The organism is Paenibacillus sp. FSL R7-0128 (genome assembly GCF_038002245.1).
Lineage (GTDB): Bacteria > Bacillota > Bacilli > Paenibacillales > Paenibacillaceae > Paenibacillus_AQ > Paenibacillus_AQ silagei.
The window spans coordinates 4,458,747-4,480,403 of record NZ_JBBOCD010000001.1; the positions used below are offsets into that span (position 1 = coordinate 4,458,747).

26 protein-coding genes are annotated in these 21,657 nt (G+C 50.9%); all 26 read right to left on the reverse strand.

The window, feature by feature from the left end; all coding sequences use genetic code 11:
• Positions 1 to 4: 4 nt before the first annotated feature.
• The 26 genes from flhB to trmFO all read right to left on the reverse strand — a co-directional run bounded on the left by flhB (position 5) and on the right by trmFO (position 21,635).
• On the reverse strand, positions 5 to 1,099 hold the full coding sequence (gene flhB / locus NST26_RS18500; protein ID WP_081751116.1) for a flagellar biosynthesis protein FlhB: 1,095 nt from the start codon (positions 1,097 to 1,099) through the stop codon (positions 5 to 7).
• Between the two features lie 22 nt (positions 1,100 to 1,121).
• On the reverse strand, positions 1,122 to 1,913 hold the full coding sequence (gene fliR, locus NST26_RS18505; protein ID WP_036724682.1) for a flagellar biosynthetic protein FliR: 792 nt from the start codon (positions 1,911 to 1,913) through the stop codon (positions 1,122 to 1,124).
• A 4-nt stretch (positions 1,914 to 1,917) separates the two neighbouring features.
• Positions 1,918 to 2,187, reverse strand: a complete 270-nt coding sequence (fliQ, locus tag NST26_RS18510) for a flagellar biosynthesis protein FliQ (protein ID WP_036692523.1) — start codon at positions 2,185 to 2,187, stop codon at positions 1,918 to 1,920.
• Positions 2,188 to 2,209: 22 nt separating this feature from the next.
• Positions 2,210 to 2,974, reverse strand: a complete 765-nt coding sequence (gene fliP / locus NST26_RS18515; RefSeq protein ID WP_076078620.1) for a flagellar type III secretion system pore protein FliP — start codon at positions 2,972 to 2,974, stop codon at positions 2,210 to 2,212.
• A complete protein-coding gene (locus tag NST26_RS18520; protein ID WP_036724678.1) occupies positions 2,971 to 3,501 on the reverse strand; it encodes a flagellar biosynthetic protein FliO in 531 nt (176 codons plus the stop codon). The genes fliP and NST26_RS18520 overlap by 4 nt, the downstream gene beginning before the upstream one ends.
• A gap of 9 nt (positions 3,502 to 3,510) precedes the next feature.
• Positions 3,511 to 3,876, reverse strand: coding sequence for a response regulator (locus NST26_RS18525; RefSeq protein WP_036692515.1), 366 nt, complete (start codon positions 3,874 to 3,876; stop codon positions 3,511 to 3,513).
• 26 nt (positions 3,877 to 3,902) lie between these two features.
• Positions 3,903 to 5,237: a flagellar motor switch phosphatase FliY gene (fliY, locus tag NST26_RS18530; RefSeq protein WP_036724675.1), complete on the reverse strand. Its 1,335-nt coding sequence runs from the start codon at positions 5,235 to 5,237 to the stop codon at positions 3,903 to 3,905.
• Positions 5,227 to 6,225 (reverse strand): flagellar motor switch protein FliM, encoded by a 999-nt coding sequence (fliM, locus tag NST26_RS18535; protein WP_036692509.1) that lies wholly within the window; start codon positions 6,223 to 6,225, stop codon positions 5,227 to 5,229. The genes fliY and fliM overlap by 11 nt, the downstream gene beginning before the upstream one ends.
• Positions 6,226 to 6,264: 39 nt before the next feature.
• The gene (locus NST26_RS18540) at positions 6,265 to 6,732 is read right to left on the reverse strand and encodes a flagellar basal body-associated FliL family protein (protein ID WP_036724673.1); all 468 of its coding nucleotides are present in this window, start codon (positions 6,730 to 6,732) and stop codon (positions 6,265 to 6,267) included.
• The gene (locus tag NST26_RS18545; RefSeq protein WP_036724671.1) at positions 6,729 to 6,953 is read right to left on the reverse strand and encodes a flagellar FlbD family protein; all 225 of its coding nucleotides are present in this window, start codon (positions 6,951 to 6,953) and stop codon (positions 6,729 to 6,731) included. The genes NST26_RS18540 and NST26_RS18545 overlap by 4 nt, the downstream gene beginning before the upstream one ends.
• Positions 6,954 to 7,065: 112 nt before the next feature.
• Complete coding sequence (gene flgG, locus NST26_RS18550) at positions 7,066 to 7,884, reverse strand: flagellar basal body rod protein FlgG (RefSeq protein ID WP_340979559.1); 819 nt, start codon at positions 7,882 to 7,884, stop codon at positions 7,066 to 7,068.
• A 123-nt stretch (positions 7,885 to 8,007) separates the two neighbouring features.
• Complete coding sequence (locus tag NST26_RS18555; RefSeq protein ID WP_076158282.1) at positions 8,008 to 8,391, reverse strand: TIGR02530 family flagellar biosynthesis protein; 384 nt, start codon at positions 8,389 to 8,391, stop codon at positions 8,008 to 8,010.
• Entirely contained in the window at positions 8,388 to 8,924 is a 537-nt protein-coding gene (gene flgD / locus NST26_RS18560) for a flagellar hook assembly protein FlgD (RefSeq protein ID WP_340979560.1), read from the reverse strand. Before flgD ends, NST26_RS18555 begins: the two co-directional genes overlap by 4 nt.
• Positions 8,925 to 8,951: 27 nt before the next feature.
• Positions 8,952 to 10,424, reverse strand: coding sequence for a flagellar hook-length control protein FliK (locus NST26_RS18565; RefSeq protein ID WP_340979561.1), 1,473 nt, complete (start codon positions 10,422 to 10,424; stop codon positions 8,952 to 8,954).
• Positions 10,425 to 10,446: 22 nt separating this feature from the next.
• The gene (locus tag NST26_RS18570) at positions 10,447 to 11,394 is read right to left on the reverse strand and encodes a MotE family protein (RefSeq protein ID WP_235191853.1); all 948 of its coding nucleotides are present in this window, start codon (positions 11,392 to 11,394) and stop codon (positions 10,447 to 10,449) included.
• Between the two features lie 18 nt (positions 11,395 to 11,412).
• Entirely contained in the window at positions 11,413 to 11,856 is a 444-nt protein-coding gene (fliJ, locus tag NST26_RS18575) for a flagellar export protein FliJ (protein ID WP_036724661.1), read from the reverse strand.
• A gap of 6 nt (positions 11,857 to 11,862) precedes the next feature.
• Positions 11,863 to 13,176: a flagellar protein export ATPase FliI gene (gene fliI / locus NST26_RS18580; protein ID WP_036692488.1), complete on the reverse strand. Its 1,314-nt coding sequence runs from the start codon at positions 13,174 to 13,176 to the stop codon at positions 11,863 to 11,865.
• Positions 13,169 to 14,017, reverse strand: a complete 849-nt coding sequence (locus NST26_RS18585) for a FliH/SctL family protein (protein WP_076078608.1) — start codon at positions 14,015 to 14,017, stop codon at positions 13,169 to 13,171. The genes fliI and NST26_RS18585 overlap by 8 nt, the downstream gene beginning before the upstream one ends.
• Positions 14,010 to 15,026, reverse strand: a complete 1,017-nt coding sequence (gene fliG, locus NST26_RS18590) for a flagellar motor switch protein FliG (RefSeq protein WP_036692485.1) — start codon at positions 15,024 to 15,026, stop codon at positions 14,010 to 14,012. The genes NST26_RS18585 and fliG overlap by 8 nt, the downstream gene beginning before the upstream one ends.
• A gap of 4 nt (positions 15,027 to 15,030) precedes the next feature.
• Positions 15,031 to 16,620, reverse strand: coding sequence for a flagellar basal-body MS-ring/collar protein FliF (gene fliF / locus NST26_RS18595; protein WP_340979562.1), 1,590 nt, complete (start codon positions 16,618 to 16,620; stop codon positions 15,031 to 15,033).
• Positions 16,621 to 16,654: 34 nt separating this feature from the next.
• Positions 16,655 to 16,963 carry a flagellar hook-basal body complex protein FliE gene (fliE, locus tag NST26_RS18600; RefSeq protein ID WP_036724654.1) on the reverse strand — a complete coding sequence of 103 codons (309 nt, stop codon included), beginning with the start codon at positions 16,961 to 16,963 and terminating at the stop codon, positions 16,655 to 16,657.
• 29 nt (positions 16,964 to 16,992) lie between these two features.
• Entirely contained in the window at positions 16,993 to 17,439 is a 447-nt protein-coding gene (gene flgC, locus NST26_RS18605; protein WP_036692480.1) for a flagellar basal body rod protein FlgC, read from the reverse strand.
• Positions 17,440 to 17,445: 6 nt separating this feature from the next.
• The gene (flgB, locus tag NST26_RS18610; protein ID WP_036724652.1) at positions 17,446 to 17,853 is read right to left on the reverse strand and encodes a flagellar basal body rod protein FlgB; all 408 of its coding nucleotides are present in this window, start codon (positions 17,851 to 17,853) and stop codon (positions 17,446 to 17,448) included.
• A 376-nt stretch (positions 17,854 to 18,229) separates the two neighbouring features.
• Entirely contained in the window at positions 18,230 to 19,630 is a 1,401-nt protein-coding gene (gene hslU / locus NST26_RS18615; protein WP_036724651.1) for an ATP-dependent protease ATPase subunit HslU, read from the reverse strand.
• 33 nt (positions 19,631 to 19,663) lie between these two features.
• Positions 19,664 to 20,206 (reverse strand): ATP-dependent protease subunit HslV, encoded by a 543-nt coding sequence (hslV, locus tag NST26_RS18620; protein ID WP_036724650.1) that lies wholly within the window; start codon positions 20,204 to 20,206, stop codon positions 19,664 to 19,666.
• 40 nt (positions 20,207 to 20,246) lie between these two features.
• Positions 20,247 to 21,635 carry an FADH(2)-oxidizing methylenetetrahydrofolate--tRNA-(uracil(54)-C(5))-methyltransferase TrmFO gene (trmFO, locus tag NST26_RS18625; protein ID WP_036724649.1) on the reverse strand — a complete coding sequence of 463 codons (1,389 nt, stop codon included), beginning with the start codon at positions 21,633 to 21,635 and terminating at the stop codon, positions 20,247 to 20,249.
• Positions 21,636 to 21,657 lie beyond the last annotated feature (22 nt).

Here is a 21,657-nt window from a genome sequence, read left to right on the forward strand (position 1 = left end):
CGGCTTATCTCCTCTTGCCTTTAAGCTTGTATACATAGGCCAGCACTTCGGCAACTGCCTGGAACAGATCGGCCGGCACTACATCACCGATCTCCGCCCTCTGGAACAATGCCCGTGCCAGCGGCTTATTCTCCATCGTTACAACACCATGCTCCTTGGCCAGTTCCCTGATGCGGAGTGCCACATAATCCTGACCCTTGGCTATAATCTGAGGAGCCTCCATTGTGGAACCGTCATACTTCAGGGCGACTGCAAAGTGGGTCGGGTTCGTGATGATAACATCGGCCTTGGGGACCTCCTGCATCATCCGCTGCATCGCCATTCTGCGCTGACGTTCCCTGATCTTGCCTTTGATGATGGGGTCGCCCTCCATCTTTTTGTACTCATCCTTAATGTCCTGCTTGGACATTTTGAGACTCTTCTCATGCTCGTATTTCTGATAGATATAGTCCAGTACAGCCATTATAAAAAGAGCCGCTGCAATCTTGATGCCCAGGCTCATGGTCAGCTTCGCAACGAAGCTGTATGTCCCTTCCGCATCGACATGCGAGAGGCGTGCAAAGCTCTCCTTCTGTCCCCAAAGCGTACTGTAGACCAGATAGGCAATCAGGATGAGCTTGAAGACAGATTTGAGGAACTCTACTACGGAACGCATTGAAAAAATATTTTTGAAGCCTTTGATGGGGTTGATCTTGCTGAACTTAGGCGTAATTCCTTCGCCTGAAGCCATAAAGCCTACCTGTGCGAAGTTGGACACAAGCGCCAGCAGGAAGGTGATGCCCAGCAGCGGAGCGAGCAGGATGAGGATCTGCAGCCCGTACTGGTTGAACAGCGCCGAGATATTCTCTGGTGTTACCTCAAGCATCATCCGGTTCTGGAACACATCTGTATACAGCTTGATAAACCGTTCTTTCATGAAGCCGCCGAAGACGCTCAGTGACAGCAGCGCCGAGAAGAGGACCACTGCACCTGACATTTCAGCACTTTTAGCAACCTGCCCCTTCTTGCGGGCATCCTGCCGTTTCTTCGGAGTGGCCTTCTCTGTCTTATCTCCCCCGAACAGCTGAAGGTTCAGTTTGTATCTTGCCTGTTTTGCCAAGACAATCTCTCCTTACTGTAGCCTAAGGACTCTTCCCAATGAGGCCAAGCAGATTGTGCATGGACTCGAACATAATCTCGAAGAGATTCTGGAACAGCGCAGCCAGCCCCGGCATCAGTATAAGAAGCAGCGCCAGACCGATAATGATTTTGAGCGGAACACCGATGACAAACACATTATATTGCGGAGCCGTTCTGGCCAGGAAGGCCAGGCCTACATCCGTCAGGAACAGAGCAGCGACCAGCGGAGCCGACATTTGGAAGGCCAGCATAAAGGATTGTGCAAAGGTGCGGATCAGAAACTCAGACAAGCTTCCGCCGATCATTTTGAGGAACAGATCATTATCTATCGGCACCCATTTATAGCTGTATACGATAGCATCCAGCAGGTAGTGGTGGCCATTCATGCTCAGGAACAGCAGCAGTGCAATCATATACTTGAAGTTACCGATAATCGGCGCCGAGGCCCCGGTCATCGGGTCAATGACGTTCGCAATTCCGAACCCGATCTGAATATCGATAAAAGAGCCCGCAGTCTGAATCGTCATAAACATCAGGTAGGCGATAAACCCAAGCAACAGCCCGATTAATGCCTCCCTGATAATCAGGAGGATAAACCCCAGATCCTGCGGAACGGTAATATTCATACTGCCTGAGCTGAAGATGACCATGGACACAAAAAAAGACAAACCAATTTTGAACGTTGTCGGCACGCTTTGCGACGAAAAGACAGGAACGACAACAAAAAAGGCGGTAATTCGACAAAAAATCAACAGAAAGACAGGAAAACTTTGCAGAAGGGTCTCTATATTCATAGTCTCAACCGATATACATATAGAGACTGCCCAGAATTTGGCTGGTGAAATCCACCAGCTTCGTTATAATCCACGGACCGAACAGCAGTAAAGCAAGCAGTACGGCAACGATTTTGGGAACAAACGCCAGGGTCTGCTCCTGAATCTGGGTTGTGGCTTGAAAAATACTGACGATCAGTCCTACCACCAGACCAAGAATCAGCATGGGGGCGCTGGTCTCCAGCACTAAATATACGGCTTGGCCGGCCAGACCGATAATAAACTCCGCATTCATCCCATGTGCCTCCTCTTATAAGTCAGGTGTTAAAACTCAGCAGCAGTGATTTGACTACTAGGTACCAGCCGTCCACCAGCACAAAGAGCATAATTTTGAAAGGCAAAGATATCATTACCGGCGGCAGCATCATCATCCCCATGGCCATCAGGGTGCTGGACACCACAATATCAATAATAAGAAAAGGAATAAAAATCATAAAGCCCATGGTAAACGCCTTCTTCATCTCGCCGATTGCAAAAGCAGGTACCATTACTGTTAAAGGAATATCATTATAGCTGGCTGGCTTTACTGTAGCGTTATTGCCGGTATAGTTCATGAACAGCAGCAGGTCCTTCGTGTTCGTCTGCTTGAACATAAATTCCTTAATCGGCTCCTGCGCTTTGTTCAGTGCTTCACTCTGGGTCAGAGTCCCCTTCATATAGGGCTGTAAGGCCGTCTCGTTCACGGTTGCCAGCGTCGGCGACATAATGAACAGGGTTAAGAATAGAGCCAGTCCTACAAGCACCTGATTCGGAGGCATCTGCTGTGTACCCAGTGAGGTTCTTACGAACCCAAGTACGATCACGATCCGCGTGAAGCTGGTCATCAGCACCAGGAATGAAGGAGCAATGCTAAGCACCGTTACCAGCAGCAGGATGGAGATGGAGCTTGTCCCTCCGCTTGAGGCATCGTTGTCCCCCACCGAGATATTGATATTAGGAATCGGGTCGGCATGAACCGGATGCAGGAGCAGCACACTGAAAATACCAAGCAGCATAAAAGAAAGAATCAGCTTTTTTTTCATAAATCCTCCGACTCTTTCCTGAGATCCTCATCCCTGCGCAGTTCCTCCAGCTTCTCTTTGCGCTCTGGCGCCAGGGCTAGCTTGGATTGCAGCGTCTCATAGAAAGACGAAGTCTCATGAATCTCAATTTCCTGGGACGGCACCTCACCGCGCAGCTTGGACTTGATTTTGGCGATAAGCGGTGCAATAAAGTTATCCGTTCCTGGGGCCTGGTCTTCAAAAGCGGATATAATCAGCGCCACCTCTGCCGGATCGGTGATCTTATCCATCATAGTGATGTCCTCGCCCACTCCGATCAGATAGAGGCTGCCGCCCAGCTCAATGACCTGAATCGACTTATTCGGACCCAGCCCCAGCGCACCCAGCGTACGGATGGAACGGCCGCTCATCAGAGTCTGATTGCGGCGTCCCAGAAAACGGATCAGCAGCACGATAAGAATAACAATGACTGCCAGAAAAAAAACAACCTTCAATAAATTCAGCAGGGCATTACTACTGTCTCCGAGCGTTCCGGAAGCAAATAACATACCTCGTTCCTATATACCCAGCGTTTTATTGATGGCTTCAATGACACGGTCTGCCTGGAAAGGCTTCACAATAAAGTCCTTGGCACCGGCCTGGATTGCATCAATAACCATAGCCTGCTGACCCATGGCTGAACACATAATGACTTTGGCATTGGCATCTACTTTTTTGATCTCCTTAAGGGCGGCGATCCCGTCCATTTCAGGCATGGTGATATCCATCGTGATCAGATCCGGGCGCAGTTCCTTAAATTTCTCTATAGCCTGTGAACCGTCCTGGGCTTCACCCACTACCTCAAATCCGTTCTTCGACAAAATGTCCCGGATCATCATTCTCATAAATGCTGCATCGTCCACGATTAGAATTCGGTTAGCCATTTTTACAAAATCCTCCCTAAGTATGCTTATTGTAATTTTTGTATACGGTCCCACTGGCTGACGATATCCGTAACGCGGACACCGAAGTTCTCGTCGATAACTACGACTTCCCCCTTGGCAATGAGCTTGTTGTTAACCAGAATGTCAACAGGCTCACCTGCCAGCTTGTCCAGTTCAATAATTGAACCTTGCGACATTTCCAGAATATCTTTGATCTGCTTCTGGGTCCTTCCTAATTCTACGGTTACCTTCAGTGGTATGTCCATTAATAAATTTAAATTATTTTCGTCAATATTGCCAAAAGCCCCTGCACTCAGATTCGCAAATTGCACAGGCTGTACATTCACATTACGGCCCTGTGCCGGATTCTGCGGCTGAGCCTGCGGATAGGGCGTGCCCTGAGGCGGCATTCCGTAAGGCGGCATGCCCTGCATCCCATACGCCGGCATCCCTGCCGGAGGATAATAATACCCCCCTTCCGGCATTCCCGGATAAGGCGGCATGCCCTGACCCTGCGGCGGATATTGCGGCGGGTAACCTCCCGCCTCCGGCGCCGGCATCTGCTGCTGAGCTGTAGGTGGTGCCTGCGCTGGTTCCGGTGCAGGCGCTGGTGCGGCTGCAGCAGCCGGAGGCGGTGTAGCTTCCGCAGAGGAGACTGCCGCTTCCTGGTCAGCCTGGCTGACATCGCCTAGCAGCATGGTCACCATATCCTTGGCGAATTGTACCGGCAGCAGCTGCATGATGGTGGAATCAATCAGATCGCCGATCTTGAGGCGGAAGGAAATCTGGATCAGAGTCTCATCATCCGGCAGGCTACCTACACCTTCTCCGCTGGACATGTTAAGAATATCAATGCCAGGCGGAGAAATGTTGACGAATCTGTTGAAGATCGTTGACATTGAGGTAGCGGACGAGCCCATCATCTGGTTCATCGCTTCCTGCACGGCACTGATATGAATCTCGTTCAGTTCCTCGTCTTTGGGATCTCCTTCCCCGCCGAGCATCAAGTCGGCAATAACCTGTGCATCCCTAATCTTGATCACCAGAGAATTGATTCCCTGGAAACCGTCGACATACTGTACGTGAACAGCTACATGAGGTTTGGGAAAGGCTTCTTCGAACTCTCCGCGTGTAATAATGGATACCTTAGGGGTAGTAATATCTACCTTCTTACCCAGCAAGGTGGAGAGTGCGGTTGCCGCACTTCCGAAGGTGATATTGCCGATCTCTCCCAATGCATCCTGTTCAAAAGGTGTTAAGTAATCATCCACGGTCTTCGGTGAAGGAGCCAAATTGCCTTCCGCAGACTGTCTAAGAAGAGCATCTATCTCTTCCTGGGACAAATAATCTTTACTCGTCAAACTCTTCAACCCCTTCGCTGACAATCTCGTCTATTTGCACAGCCACACGTTCTTTGATCATCCCCGGACTTCCAATGAATTTCAGCTTGTCCCCCACCTTAATCGACAGACCGGAATCCACCGTCTTGTTAAGAGAAATCACGTCGCCGATGCTGAGCCCGAGAAATTCAGCAATGGATAAATTCGATTCGCCCAGCTCAGCCACGATGGGAAGCTGCGCCCGGTGCACTCTTGCCCGGATGGCTTCGAGCTCTACCTCATCCCGCACCTTTTTCTCAGAGACAAACCACTGGTGCACCGAGAGTCTTGACATAATCGGCTCCAGCACAACGTGCGGGATACAGAGATTGATCATCCCCGTTGTGTCTCCTATTTTGGTACTGAGGGAGATCAGGGCAATCGTTTCATTAGGCGATACAATTTGCATAAACTGCGGATTCGTTTCCAGCGCCTCCATCCGGGGATGGATATCAAGCACCGTCTTCCAGGCTTCCTGCAGACTTTCAAAGCATCTGCTGAAAATCCTCTCCATAATGGTCGTTTCGATTTCAGTCAATGCGTTAATTTTGGAGGGTGCCGTTCCGAAGCCGCCAAGCAGACGGTCCAGCATGGCAAAAGCAATATTCGGATGCACCTCCATCACCATTCGGCCCTCCAGCGGCTCGGCCTCAAAAATATTCAATATCGTCATTTTGGGAATGGAGCGGATAAACTCGTCATAAGGGAGCTGCTCTACTTGAACGACATTGATCTGCACGAAGGTGCGCAATTGGGCCGAAAAGTACGTTGTAAGGTAGCGGGCAAAGTTATCATGAATCCGGGTTAAGCTGCGGATATGATCTTTGGAGAAGCGTACGGCCCGTTTGAAATCATAAGAGCGGATCTTTTTAGTAGTTTCCTCTTTTTTAAGTTCGTCGGCATCCATTTCACCGGATGAAAGTGCAGCAAGCAGAGCATCAATTTCGTTTTGTGATAGTACATCAACCAATTCAATCACCCCCCCATCAAAGAATTGACCCGCCTGCAGCTACATTGGTGCCATTATGAATTTGGTGAATTCAATCTGGGTAATCGAACCTTCTGTCAGGTTTTTGTTGATGATGTTCACCAGTTTGCTGCTGAACTGATCTTTGCCGCTGGCCCCATTCAGCTCCTCGGGTTTGGCATCGGCAATCGCTTTGATAATCAGCGGTGTTATTTTAATCGATTTTATCTTTTCGAATTCTTCCTTGGACGCCGCTGAATCTAATTGAAGCGCGATGTCAACTGAAAGGATGTAATCGGGATCGGCGAGATTAGTTTTGATATCCTGGATTTCGGCCGTCATCTTAACAATTTCATCAGCAGTCATCTTCTTCGTCTCCACGTTCTGGACAGCCTTGTTCACTTCATTCCCGTCACTCGGGAAAAATCTGTCCATCAGCAAAAATGCAGCGACTACGATAAGGGTAACGGCCAGCAATATCGTGATGAGCCATGGCAGCATCTTTTTCATGAAAGCTCCTCCATTGACTGGACTTTAATGGTGGCAGCGTGTGTGCCTATGTCCCTGTTATATTCCTTGATCTTGCTAATGACTTCATCGGCCTTCTCAAGCACGATCAGCCTTTTGCCGGTTACCAGCGTAATATACGTGTCCGGTGATTCTTCAACCATTTCAACCAGCAGGGCATTCAGCCACATCCCCGCCCCGTTCAATCTTGTTACCGAAATCATGACAGGCCTCCTAACCTAAATAGGGGGAGGAGCTCCTCCCCCACGACTGCAATAACATTTCCGCTGCAGGCAAAACGTTATTATTCAGCAAGTTACATATTACGGTTCAGGCTTAACGCTTCAGATTAACTACTTCCTGCAATACTTCATCGGAAGTGGTGATAATCCGTGAATTCGCCTGGAATCCACGCTGGGTAACAATCATTTCTGTAAACTCGCCGGTCAGATCCACATTGGACATTTCCAGCTGGCCGGTAACGATGGTACCTGTCCCGGCTTCTGGATCATTGGCAGTTGTCGGTTCCAATGCTCCTTCAGCATTTGCATTTAGGGTCATCCGGTACAAGTTGCCGCCGATCTTCTCAAGCCCCTGCGGATTGCTGACTTTACCCATGCCAATCTGAACACCGGATTCAGTAGTGCCGTCCGCCATCGTCTGCACAATTGTTCCGTCACTGGAGATGGAGAATGCCGTAACATCGTCAGCGATCTGAATGGGTGCGCCTCCGGAGTCAACAACATGTAAGCCATCCGATGTAATCAGATTGCGGCTGGCATCCACATGGAAATCTCCGGCACGGGTAAGGAACGGTACTTCCTGGTCACCCGTAAGCTTCACCAGAAAGAATCCGTCTCCGTCGATCCGCAGATCTGTAGGGTTATTCGTTGTCATCGCACTACCAGCTGTGTGCATAGTGTCAACGGAACCGATGGATACCCCAAGACCGATTTGCTTGGCATTGACACCGCCTTGTCCCTCTTCTCCGGGTGCTGTAACCCCAGAGACAGTCTGGCTCATAATATCCTTGAACATCACGCGTCCTGACTTGAAGCCGATGGTATTGACATTCGCAATATTGTTACCAATGACATCGAGCTTAGTCTGGAATCCGCGCATACCTGAAACCCCTGAGTACATAGATCTTAACATTATTAATCGTCCTCCCGGTTATAGAGTCTTCTGACTCTTAAGAATTGAAAGATGAAGCTGGAGCGGTGGCCGCGTCAGTCGGTCGGCAGCCACTTTCGGCTCTCCAGTAAGGACCAGCCGAGGTCAAGATATAATTACTGCACTGTCAATCTGCGTGAATACATTGTCTTTCATTGAATTGCCGTCCATCGCTGTAACCACTGTCCGGTTCTTTACACTTACAATCAATGCCATGTCCTTCATAAGAATCAGGGATTCTTTGCTTCCCTTAGCGGCTGCTTTGTCTACCGCAGAGGAGATCTGATCCAGCTGGCGGCTGCCAAGCTCGATTCCCCGCTGCTCCAGACGCTTTGCTGCATGATTGCTGAACTTCAGCATATTCTTCTGCAGCACACTCTCGAACGACGCTTCAGGACTTGATGAGCCCTTAACAGATTGCTGACGCTGCAAGGCGGAAGGATGTACAGCTGCCGGATATAATTGTCCGATAGTTATTCTGTCACTCATGATGTCTCCCCGCTCTCCCCGCCGCTTGTTTCAGTCTCGCTGGCTGCCGGAGTCTCACTGGCCGCTGGTGTCTCGCTACCCGCTGGAGTCTCGCTGCCCGCTGCAGGTGTAGTGCCGGCATTCTGAATTTGCGTAATATCCGTCAGAGCAATCCGCTCCTTGCCTACCACTGCGTATTGCACACCGCTGCTGACCACAATCGATTCGACATTGCCTGATTTCGGCAATTTCGTCTCGGCATCCGTCCAGGTGATATCCTTCCCGATCAATCCGGACACAGAGCCAAGGGACTGATTCAGTGCTGTAAGCTGGGTGGATATATTCATAAGCTGCTCTACAGATGAGAACTGAGCCATTTGAGCGATGAATTCCTTATCCTCCATTGGCTGCATCGGGTCCTGGTTCTGCAGCTGGGTAATCAGTATTTTCAAGAACTGATCCTTGCCCAGTGTAGAGTTGCCTGTGGTCTTGGGTGTCTTATCATTCGCTACATAATTCCACTCGTTGCTGTTAGACACGGGATTCGTTGCCATATCATTTCACCTCGCTTATCCTGTAGATCAAATCTTGGTTGAGAATCCGCCGCTCTGGTTACTGTCCTGCTGAGCTGCTGACACCCAGTCCTTCCATTCTCCATTAAGCTCTGCGGCAAGCACGGCATCTGCCGACTCTTCCTGGCGTTCCCGTGAACGTCTGCCTTGCTGCTGTCCGCCCGCGCCTGTCTGCTGACCCTGACCTCCGGTCCACTGTGACTGAGGGGAGCTGTTGTTCTGCGTAACTTCCAAGCGCTCTACTTGAAGTCCCTGGGACTGCAAGGCCAATCGAAGCTGACTCATCTGCTGCTCAAGCATATCCTTGGTTCCGGCATGCTGGGTCATGAACTGTGCCACCAGATTACCGTTTTGCATGGAAATCTTCACATCCACTTGTCCCAGATTCTCCGGGAATAAGGTAATCGTGGCTTCAGCCACTCCACCCTTCTTGACAATCTCAAGCTTGCCGCTGATGAAGGTGTTCATCTCCTGGGCGAATTGCTGAACCGGCACTGGCGCGGCTTCCGCCTTGAGCGGTGCAGTAATTCCGTGCCGCAGGGATAATTGGCCGGCCGTTACAACCTCCGGCTCCGCGGTCACTGCTTCGCCAGCGGGCAAAGCCTCCTCGGCTGATACGGTCTTCTTCATCGAAGCCGCCATTCCTGCAAGAACAGGAGTGGAGCCCTCATCTGCAATTACAGCTTCGGCGGTACCGGCTGCTGCTGCATCCAACATGGAACGAGTGCTGGCTGAAGCCCCCAATAACCTACGGACATCCGTTGCCAAATCTGCTTTGCTATACATTTCCACCTTGGGCTCGCTTTCCGTTGCCTGCTTAAGCGACACCGCTGGAGCATCCACAACTGCTGGAGCCTTGTTAGCCATGGACTTGTGATTAACAGGCGCACTCTCCGCCATAATAGCCGAGAATTGATTCAGAAGCGCCGCTCCTTTGGCAGCAGTCTCCTGATCCCCGCTGACAGCTGCCGTCTGAACCTGTTGAAGCAGGCTGTTCAGTTCATCTTGAACGGCAAAGCGCAGGGTTTCAGGGTTCTTGGCAAGCGGCGACAAGCTGATGGATGTATCAGCAGCAGTAGCCGAGGCATCCTGTGAACCTGTAGAGGGATTGCCGGACACAAGAGCAGATACTTGAAGCAGCCAGCCTTGAAGCGCTGCAATCAGCGCCGGATCAGCCGCAAGGCTGGTGTCCAGCTTCTCTATATCCTGCACAAGACCTTCCAGCAGTTTCGTTTGCTTGCCATCTGCGCTGCCTGCCTCTTCTCCCTTAGCCTGAACAGCACTCAGGAGTCCCTGCAATAATGAAGCTAAATTACCGGCTGCAGGAGTCTCAGTGCCTTTGACAGCGATGACTCCCACCATGCTCTGCACAAGCGTCTGGGCAAATGGCGTCGCCGGATTAACCGTTCCGGTTGTTCCCTGCGTTGTTCCGCCGGAAGCAGCCAGATTGCCTGCGGTTAAGGTTTGTAGAATAATACTCATCTTTTTCACCTCCCTTCAAAAGTTATTTCCCGCCCATCAGACGGTTGACAATTTTGGCTGTCTGTTTGCTGTCTTTCTTGGTCATCTCCCCCAGAATCGAGGAGCGGACCGAGTCACTGACCGTATTCAGCACCGTGATGACCTTATCCGGACTAAGGCTGTACATAGAGCCAAGCAGCACTGCCGCATCCGCAGCGGGCATGCTGGTGAAAGTCTGGCCTAGCTTCTCCTGATCCAGATTAGCTGAAGGCTTGGGAGTAGTGGTACCCGCCTCCTGCTTCAGCCGGGATTGCAGGGCTGCAATAGCCATATCGGTTGAATTTGTGGTTTCTTTTAGCTTTATGGAGACATCTGCCGCTTTTTTGGCATCCATTTTTTCCAGGATGGCCGATTTTGCCGCATTGCTCATCACACTGAAGATTTGAACCATCTCATCGGTAGTCAAATTCTCCATGATCGGTGCCGCTTTGGAGGCCTTCATGCCGGCGTAGAGTTTGGCCAGATCCGTCACTTTCTTCAGATAAGGATCTTCCTCTTCCTCGGTGGCTGCGGCCGTTTCAGCGGCAGTCTTTAACTCTTCAACCTGCTTTTGAAGCGCTTCGGCCTTGGTGGTCTCCGCCGCCTTGTCTTCCTCAGCCTTCTTCAGCTTCTCCTCCTGAGCGGTAAGCTGTGCTTTGAGTTCTTTGATCGTGCTCGCGGAGCTGGCGGCTTGCTCCTTGCTCTCAGCCGGCGGATTCTCTGCGGCTTCACCTGGCGCTGCCGGGTCCGGCGGGGGATCAGGCACCCATTTCTCTATAACAGGAATTTTGTTGGCAATCGCCAGCACGTTGTTACGGATATCCATATTAAATAGGGTGAGCAGTACCCCAAGCAGTACAAGCGTGAAAATGATTGGAATCATCAAGAACAAAAAACGCTCTAATTTGCCTGCCGACCCTTCATCTTCAAGTTCCATCTGATTATTTGCCACTAGCGGAAACCTCCCGGGTTAGAGGGATTTCATCGCGAAGCGGACGGTAGCCATCTCATCCAGTTCGTTTTGTTCCCGTAAACTCATATTCTGCAGAAATGCGGTTTGTGCTTTGTCTTTGGCCTTAAGCCATACCTTCTCATCCAGAACCTTAGTACTCAGGTGATCCTGCTTATTCTGAACCTCAACATGTGCAAGGCTGATATCGGAATGCTTGCGGGCAATGCATTTGTCGAGATAATCTACGTAATCCTGCATTTCGCGAAGCTTAGCCATCGGTGTCTTCTGCTGTGCTGCACTTTGCAGGGACAACATCAGCGTACTGCGCTGGCCGATTAATTCATCAAGGCTTTTTTCCTGTGCCTGCAGTTCTCCGAGCGCGCTTGAGAGCATCCACTCTGCCTGTGTTTTTTCGTTACCCTTCAAGTCCACCACTTTTTGAAAAGTATAATGGAATCTCATGATCAATCAACTCCTCGAGAACTGTGAAATTAAAGTCTGCTGCACTTCGCTAAGGGTTACCTTCTCGTTCACTTTTTGCTTGGTGAAATCCCAGATGCTGTCGATGTAATGCATCGACTCATCGATTTGCGCGTTAGAGCCCCTCTGGTAGGCTCCGATGTTAATCAGATCCTCGGAATCCTTATACACCGCCATCAGGCGCTTCACATTCTCGGCTGCTGCAATCTGCTCCTCCGGGGCGATATCCTTCATCACCCGGCTGATGCTTGCGAGAACATCGATCGCCGGAAAATGTCCTTTGTTGGCTATATTCCGGTTCAGAACAATATGCCCATCCAAAATACCGCGTACAGCGTCTGCTATCGGCTCGTTCATATCGTCACCGTCAACCAGCACCGTGTAGAACGCGGTGATTGAACCTGTAGGACCCGTTCCGGCCCGTTCCAGCAGCTTAGGCAGACTGGCGAATACAGAAGGTGTATACCCTCTCATCGCCGGAGGCTCGCCGACTGCCAGCCCTACCTCACGCTGCGCCATCGCATAACGTGTTACCGAGTCCATCATCAGCATGACATTCAGACCACGGTCGCGGAAGTACTCGGCAATCGTAGTAGCGATCAGTGCCCCCTTAATCCGGATCAGCGCAGGCTGATCGGAAGTGGCCACAATGACTACCGAACGCTGAAGGCCTTCCGGCCCCAGATCGCGCTCAATGAAATCAAGCACCTCTCTGCCCCGTTCACCGATCAGCGCAATCACATTGACATCTGCCGAGGTGTTGCGGGCAATCATCCCCATCAGGGTACTCTTCCCCACACCCGAGCCGGCAAAAATCCCTACGCGCTGCCCCTTGCCGATCGTCAAAAGTCCATCGATAGCCCGGACTCCAATGCTGATCGGCTCGGCGACCCGCGGGCGGTTAAGCGGATTGGACGGAATGTTGAAGGTAGAGCTATGCGGCATTCTGGCCGGTATCAGTGAACCATCCAGCGGCTGTCCCAGACCGTCGAGAACCTTCCCGAGCAGCTCCGAGCCGACTTGAACGCTCAGCGGCTTGCCGGTACCAACCACATCACAGCCAGGCCCGATGGCCTGCAGTTCGCCAAGCGGCATTAACAGTACCTTGTTATCACGAAACCCGACAACCTCTGCCTGAAGCGGCTTACTTCCTTTGGCAGGATAGATATAGCACACATCACCGATGCTGGCGTCAGGCCCTTCCGACTCCACCATCAGCCCGATAACCTGCGTAACCTTGCCATTAATCCTTACCGGATCGAAGTTACGCAGCTGATCTTTGTATCTTCTGCTGTCAAGCATCGTCGTCCCCATTTCTGTGTTCATCCGAGTCCAGAGCGATTCTTAGCAGTTCTTTTTTAATTTCGGCAAGCTGGGTATCGACACGGGCATCGATGCTGCCGAAGGAAGACCGGATTACACACCCCAGATCTCTGACCGTTGAATCCGGCAGAATCTGCAGCTCAGCCTGTGAGTCCACAGCAAGCGAGAGCTCTTCCCGGGCCGCATTGACAAAAGCAAACTGTGCAGGAGACACACAGAGTGAGATCAGCCCCTGCTCGCGTTTGCGGGCCAGGTTTTTACGGATCAGATCCATCGCAAATTTCGGTTCAACGGTCAGCTGCTTGTCCACGATTTTCTCAGCAATATCGCAGCTTAGCTCTACAAGAAACGGTTCCGCCTCCTGTATAATTACATCCCTTGCCCGGTATGCTTCCTGAAGCACGGTCCGCGCTTCTTCCATCATCTCGGCAAGACGCAGGGACATCTCCTGCTCTGCTTGAGCCAGACCTTCCTGATACCCCTGCTGATAGCCCTCGGATTTGACGGCTTCGATCAACAGCTCATCCTGTTCCCTGCGCTCGCGCCACCATTCTTCAGCTTCAGTCCGTGCTGATTCCACAATATTCTCCGCTTCCTCGGAGGCGCTGCGGACCTGACTCTCCGCGAACTCCTGAGCATCCTTCAGCATTTGCTTGCGGGACTGCTCCGCTGCCTCCCTGGCGGGGTCCTGGTAGTGGACTTCACCCGGAGGCTCTTCTGGAGCCGGCTCTTCAGTCAGGCCCGCATGATGTCTGGCCTGTTCAAGACGCTTCAGCACATCTACCGGAATATATTGAGAATGCTTGATCAGCTTAGACAATAATGTCATCTCCTCCGCCACGGGCGATGATAATTTCACCAGACTCTTCGAGTCTGCGGATCGTGCCTACGATGCGGGTCTGTGCTTCTTCCACATCACGCAGCCGCACAGGTCCCATGTACTCCATTTCCTCGCGGAAGGTCTCGGCCATACGCTTGGACATATTGCGGAAGATCACATCCCGCACTTCCTCGCTAGCCACCTTGAGCGCAAGCTGCAAGTCCGCGTTGTCGATATCCTTGATAATCCGCTGAATCGAGCGGTTGTCGACATTGACGATATCCTCGAAGACGAACATCCGCTTCTTGATTTCCTCGGCCAGCTCCGGGTCCTGAATTTCCAGGGAATCGAGAATAGTCCGTTCTGTACCGCGGTCTACGCCGTTCAGAATCTGTACAATCGATTCGATACCGCCTGCATTCGTATAATCCTGGGTGACTGTAGCAGACAGCTTCTGTTCCAGGACACGTTCGATTTGGGTGACCACCTCTGGAGAGGTACTGTCCATAATCGCTATTCTTCTGGCTACCTCCGCCTGCTTCTCCTGAGGCAGGGAAGACAGAATGGAGGCCGCCTGTTCAAATTGCAGATAAGAGAGTACAAGTGCAATGGTCTGTACATTCTCGTTCTGGATGAAGTTGAGAATCTGGTTCGGATCTGCCTTGCGGGCAAAATCGAAAGGTCTTACCTGCAGCGTTGCTGTCAGGCGGTTGATGACTTCGAGCGCCTTGGCCGAGCCGAGAGCTTTCTCAAGAATCTCCTTGGCGTAATTGATACCGCCCTGCGAGATATATTCCTGTGCGAGACAGATCTGATGGAATTCGGACATGATCGACTCTTTTTCCCCGCTGTCCACTTTGCGTACATTCGCAATTTCCAGCGTCAGCTGTTCGATTTCCTCATCCCGCAGATGCTTAAATATTTGTGCCGATACTTCAGGCCCTAGTGTGATAAGCAGGATCGCCGCCTTTTGACGGCCGCTGAGTCCCTGCTGGCTAGCTTTTGCCATCTCTTCACCTCTGTTCTTCAGCAAGCCAAGTGCGGAGCAGATTTACGAATTCATCCGGCTTCTTCTTCGCCAGACTTTCCAGCTGCTTGCGGACCTGACTTTCATTCGTCACGCTATCCATATTAATTGAAGGGAACTCGGTAGGAACCTGCAGCGGAATATCTTCTTCGACCTCTTCCTCCTGCTTGTTCTTGCGGCTGCGGTAGATCAGATAACCTCCGCCTGCACCGACCAGCAGAGCAGCCGCACCGATGGCCCAGATCATCCAGGTTGCCAGTCCGCCGGATGCGTTCTCGGCAGTAGCACCTCCAAATTGTTGCGAGAATACCGAAACTTTTTTGGTCAGGTCTGCGTCTGTATAAGTGATACCTGAATCTGCCAGGGACGCACGGACAATGTTCACCAGAATGTTCTGTATCGCTCCTGAAGTAGCCTCGTCCAAAGTTGTTTGTCCTGCAGGTGGTTCAACCGCGACATTTATGGTTAAATCTTTTACAGTATATGGACTTGCGATGATATCTTTAGTGATTCTAGTAACTTCATAGTTCCTTGTCTCCGATGATTCCTCAGAAGAAGAAGCACCTGTGTCAGCCCCCGCAGGATAACCTGCAACATCTTCAGATCCTGTACCTGCGACTCCTCCGGAAGTGTTCCCTTGGCCCGAGAATGTTTTGCTGATAATCTGCGAGCTGATCTCAATCCCCTTCATATTCTCAGCATCCACAGGTACTACAACATCTTCCTTTCTGTTCTCCTTATCGAAATTAAGCTTGGAGAACACCAGGACATCAACCTTATCGGGACCTGTGAGGGTACTCAGGAATTGCTTGACATCTTTCTTGACATCGTCTTCGAATTTCTTCTTGAGTGCGAAGTTCTCTTCAACCTGGCTGGAAATTCCCGCCTGGCCGCCCTTGGCCGTCGGTTTCAGCTCCACCTCGTTGTTGGTGATTGTAATGTTGTCGATGGGAAGATTCGGGACAGCGGTCTTCACGAGATTGAAGTAGCCGTCAATATTCTCCTGGGAAGGTCTGAATCCCGGATTGAAGCTCATCACCACGGAAGCCTGCGCTTTCTCCTGATCCTCCTGTGAGGCGAATACCGTCTCCTTTGGCAGGGTAATGAGAACCTTGGCGTCTTTAATCCCCTGCATCCTTCTCATCAGCTGTTCAACTTCACCATTAAGCGCATTGTTGTATTTAACATTGAATTCACTGTCTGTAGTACCGATCATGGACGAGGATTCATTGAATACCTTGTATCCGATCGAGCCCTGCTGAACGATTCCCTGAGAACCAACAGCTATCTTGATACGTGCAGCATCCGTGCTGGGAACTGAGATACTTTTGCCATTCGGGCTTAAACGGTAAGACACCCCTGATGTATCCAAATAACTCATAACTCCCGCTGAATCGGTACTGTCCAGGTCCTGAAAAGCAACCTCGTATTCCACCTTCGATAACTGCATGGTCGTAACTACGATTATTATAATGATAATAAACAGAGTGGAGAAAAACATTATCTTCTGTTTACCGCTGAATCTGTTCCAATACTGGGTTATCTTCTCCCGGTACTGGGCCAATCTTTCATTCACAGTGTCACCCCATCCGAAACGTAGCTAGGATTATTTAGATTTGAGTTCTCATAATTTCCTGATAGGCTTCAATCACTTTGTTCCGGACTTGTGTAGTCAGCTGCAAACTCAGCAATGCCTGTTGGGACGAAATCATAGCCTCATCAATGTTGACCTCTCCCAGTACAAATTTGTTACTCATGTCCTTCGCCTGCTGTTCCTGATCTGCTACCTGGTTAAGCGCATTCTCCAGGTATGAACCGAAGCTCTGTCCCGGCTCTTGCACGGCTGAGGATTCTGCAGCTACGGACTTCATAGCCAGCGGCTGAACCGCCTGGTTCCCGATCAATAAATTCTGTATCAATTCTTCTCCTCCTAGACAGTCAATTCATTCTACCGGCCGATTTCAAGCGCCTTGGTCACCATGGATTTGGATGCGTTCAGCATCGTTACATTCGCTTCGTAAGAACGCGAGGCAGACAGCATGTCCACCATTTCCTTGGTCACATCCACATTCGGCATATATACATAACCGTCAGCGTCCGCATCAGGATGGCTCGGATTATACACCGGCTTGAGCGGAGAAGAATCCTCGATAATCGATTTCACCTTGACGCCATCATTGCCGCCGCTCATCTTGGAGCCTAGTATATTCGCGAAGCTGTCAGCCTGGGTAGTTTCCAGAACTGTGAGCTTACGGCGGTAAGGTACGGCTTTGCCGTCCACCACGGAGGCTCTTGTGGTCTCGGCGTTGGCGATATTGGAGGAGATCACATCCATCCGCAGACGCTGGGCGGTTAAAGCTGATGCGCTAATACCAAAGCTGCTGCCAAAGTTCATTATTGATTACCCTCCCTGTACAACTGTACGCATCATTGTGATCTGACTGTTCAGCTGTTCAACATAAGAGTTGTATCTCAGCTGGTTCTCGGCGCTCAGCGCCTGTTCTCGATCCATATCCACATTATTGCCGTTGTTATTCATAGATGTAGTCTCATCGGTACTGACCACAGCGGCCGGCATGCCGGTCACTGTCCCGAAGCGGAAATGACGGGAGTCTGATACTTTCGCACCCAGTGTGGCTTTAAGTCCGCTCTCCTGATCTCTCAGGAAGCTCTCAAAGCTAACATCTGAACGTTTAAAATTTGGTGTATCATTATTTGCTACATTATTAGCCAGAACACTTTGTCGTTTGGTGGCGGCATCTAGGCCTCCTTGTAATCTTTGAAAACTGACACTGTTCAGCAAACCCATAGTAATCCCCCTTCCAAACCTATCATAATGAAAAGAATTCCACAACTTTGTTCAAATCCCTGCTTATTTTCGACAAATAAAGTCATTTTTTTCACAACATATTCGTCTTAAAGTCGAACCATGTCGATGAATGATTCTTATGTCAATCTCACATACATTGATTCTCTTAGAATTTGTATATTATTACAATAAGAAATAAGCCCTATCTTTTCAGAAAAGAGAGGGCTTAAAGCATGTTTTTACAATTATTTTCCTTTTATATTACATTTTCTTCTTTATTATAGAATTTTTTAACTTTTTATGCATGAATTTAGAATCAAATTTGTATAACCATAATTCGAATTACCTATATTGATGATTTTATAGCTCTGCCTTCTCACAGAATATATTGGCTTAAGTCGCGGTCCTGCGCGATTCCTGCCAGTTTTTCGCGAACATACTCCGGAGTGATGACCATAGTGTCGAGCGTCAGCTCAGGTGCCTCGAACGATAGATCCTCCAGCAGCTTTTCCAGGATCGTATGAAGACGCCGTGCCCCGATGTTCTCCATATTCTGATTCACGGAGGCCGCGATCTTGGCAATTTCCTGAATAGCTTCCTTCTGGAACTGGATTTCAATGTTCTCCGTCTGCAGCAAATGCACATATTGTTTCGTAAGTGCGTTCTCAGGCTCCGTAAGAATAGATACAAAGTCCTCAAGTGTGAGACTGCTCAGCTCTACACGGATCGGGAAGCGCCCCTGAAGCTCAGGGATCAGATCTGAAGGCTTGGCAATATGAAAAGCGCCTGCGGCGATGAACAGCACGTAGTCTGTCTTCACAGGCCCGTATTTGGTCATGACTGTCGATCCCTCGACGATAGGCAGAATGTCACGCTGCACGCCTTCGCGGGATACATCGGGACCGGAACCCTTGCCCTGGCTGGCCACCTTGTCGATCTCATCGATGAAAATAATCCCGGATTGCTCTGCGCGGGCTACCGACTCCTGAATCATGTCGTCTGTGTCAATCAGCTTGGCCGCTTCATCCTGAATCAGCACCTTGCGGGCTTCACGGATCGGCAGCTTGCGCTTCTTCGTACGCTTCGGCAGCAGGTTCCCGAACATCTCCTGCATGTTCATGCCCATCTGGTCATTGCCCTGACCAGCGAACATATCCATCATCGAAGGCGTCGTGTCCTCGACATCAATCTCAATGACGTCATCCTCTAACTGGCCGGCAAGCAGCTTGAACTTGATCCCTCTGCGGCGTTCGCTCAGGCTTCCGTCCTCCGGCTCTTCCTTGGATTCTTCCGCCCCGCCGTTGTTTCCGCCAAAAATCATCTCAAACGGATTGCGCTGCGATTTCCCCTTCGAGGAGGAAGGGACCAGAATTGCCACAATCCGGTCATTCGCCAGCTCTTCTGCGCGGTCCTTCACCTTTTCGGTGCGTTCCAGCTTCACCATACGGATAGAAGTCTCTACCAGATCCCGGACCATCGACTCCACATCACGCCCCACGTAGCCGACTTCCGTAAATTTGGTCGCTTCGACTTTGATAAACGGGGCGTTAACAAGCTTAGCCAGACGCCGAGCGATCTCTGTTTTACCTACACCGGTAGGGCCGATCATCAGGATATTCTTCGGCACAACCTCATCCCGCAGCTCCTCGGACAACAGACTGCGCCGATACCGGTTGCGGAGGGCAACGGCCACTGATTTCTTGGCCTGCTTTTGACCTACGATATATTTGTCAAGCTCTGTTACAATCTGGCGTGGCGTAAGCGATTGATTCACCATTGTGACTTCCTCCCTTTATATATGGCACCTTGCCTATAACTCTTCGACAATAATATTGGAATTGGTATATACACAGATCTCGGAGGCAATTTGCAGCGCTTCTCTGGCAATGTCACCGGCACCCAGATGGGAGGCATGGCGCTTGAGCGCCCGCCCGGAAGCCAGCGCAAAGTTACCGCCGGAGCCGATCGCCAGTACATCATCATCCGGCTCGATAATTTCACCATTGCCGGAGATCAGCAGCATGCCTTCCTTATCCATTACGATCATGAGCGCTTCCAGCTTGCGCAGAATGCGGTCCTGGCGCCAATCCTTGGCCAGCTCCACCGCTGCCCGCTGCAGATTGCCGTGGTGCTCTTCAAGCTTCCCTTCGAACTTCTCGAACAGCGTAATCGCATCAGCTACGGAGCCTGCGAACCCGGCAATGACCTGACCTCTGTACAGGCGGCGGACCTTCTTGGCCGTCGTCTTCATAATGACACTCTCTCCGAATGTAACCTGGCCGTCACCGGCAATCGCCGCATGGCCGTTATGTCTTACCGCACAAATCGTAGTTGCATGAAAGCTGGGTAACATGATGGGCACCCTCCTCTGATTAGGTAATACAGGTCTGAACCTATTGTGCCGGTTGTGCAGGACTATCCGCTTCTGCCGGATCAGCATCCACCGGCTCCGGCTCAGCATACTTCAATTCATGGGCTGCCGCATAAGCAGCAAGGCTGTCAAGCGCCCGGTAAGCCAGGCGTTCGTTCTTCTCTTTTTTGCTGCGGAACCGGGTCTCAAGCTTCGGCAGCAGGCCAAAGTTGGCATTCATCGGCTGGAAGTGTTCAGGATCTGCCGAAGTAATATAGGCGGGCATGCTGCCCAGCACCGTATCCTCAGGGAAGATCAGGCTCTCTTCGCCAAGCGCTGCTCTCGCTGCATTCATACCGGCGATCATACCGGAAGCCGCAGATTCTACATACCCTTCCACCCCGGTCATCTGGCCGGCAAAATACAGTCTCTCCCGGCCCTTCATCTGGTAAGTGGGCTGCAGCAGCTTAGGGGAATTAATAAAGGTATTGCGATGCATGACCCCATAACGCACATATTCCGCCTGCTCCAGGCCAGGAATGAGTGAGAATACCCGTTTTTGCTCGCCCCACTTCAGATGGGTCTGGAAGCCGACCAGATTATACAGCGTACCGGCAGCATTGTCCTGGCGCAGTTGCACAACCGCGTAAGGGAGCTTGCCCGTGTGAGGATTGAGCAGTCCTACAGGCTTCATAGGGCCGAACAATGCCGTCTGCTTGCCGCGTCTCATCATAATTTCAATCGGCATACAGCCTTCAAAGTAAATCTCTTTCTCAAAATCTTTGAGTGCAGCCGTCTCAGCCGAGATCAGCGCATCATAAAAAATATCGAATTCCTCTTCCGTCATCGGACAGTTCAGATAGGCGGCTTCGCCTTTATCATAGCGGGAGGCCAGATAGACCTTGCTCATATCGATGCTGTCTTTCTCTACAATCGGAGCCGCTGCATCATAGAAATAAAAATACTCTTCGCCAAGCAGTCCCTTGATCTCCGAAGACAGGGAGGGTGAAGTCAGCGGCCCGGTAGCAATAACAACAATCCCTTCCTCCGGTATATGCGTAAGTTCTTCGTTTATGACTTCCACCAAAGGGTGGTTATGCAGCATGGAGGTGATTTCACCGGAGAATCCGTCCCGGTCCACAGCAAGAGCGCCTCCCGCCGGAACGGCATGCCTGTCGGCTGCACCCAGTACCAGAGAGCCCAGACGCCGCATTTCTTCCTTAAGTACACCCACTGCATTTCCGAGGCCATTCGCCCGCAGTGAGTTGCTGCAGACCAGCTCGGCGAACTGATCTGTATGATGCGCCGGTGTCTTTACGACCGGACGCATCTCGTACAATCTGACCGGAACTCCGCGCGAAGCGATCTGCCAGGCGGCTTCACTTCCGGCCAGACCTGCTCCGATAACGGTTACTTGTGCTTTTTCTGTCAATTTCCGTTCCTCCTGTAACCCT